Raw genomic sequence first — 406 nt, 5'->3', positions numbered from 1 at the left:
ACTGTTTGTGGAACAGATAAAGCGACAATTACAGCAACAGGATGTGTAGGAGGAACGATTACATGGTCAGGTGGCGGAGTAGGCACTACCAAAGAAGTAGGAGCTGGAACTTATACGGCAACGTGTACGACAAGTTGTGGAACATCTGGAAACTCAAACACGATAACCATCGGAACGAGTCCATCACCAGTAGCACCAGTGATTTCTGCTAACAAAACTGAGATTTGTGGAAATGAGGAAATCACTTTGACAGCTACCAACTGCTCAGGTACAGTTAAATGGTCTAACAATGCAACTGGTGCTTCAATAAAAATTACGCAAGCTGGAGATTATGCGGCTGTTTGCCAAAACTCATGTGGAGAAAGTCCAAACAGTAATATTGTTAAAATTACTATAGGAGGCGTTC

1 pseudogene is annotated in these 406 nt (G+C 42.6%); it reads left to right on the top strand.

Features of this window, described 5'->3' with window-relative positions:
- A pseudogene (locus tag EGI24_RS14250) lies at nt 1-406 on the top strand (hypothetical protein); the annotation flags it as partial.

The sequence above is a fragment of the Lacihabitans sp. CS3-21 genome (assembly GCF_024343675.1).
In the GTDB taxonomy this organism is placed as follows: domain Bacteria; phylum Bacteroidota; class Bacteroidia; order Cytophagales; family Spirosomataceae; genus Leadbetterella.
This window is presented reverse-complemented; position numbering and strand designations above follow the sequence as displayed.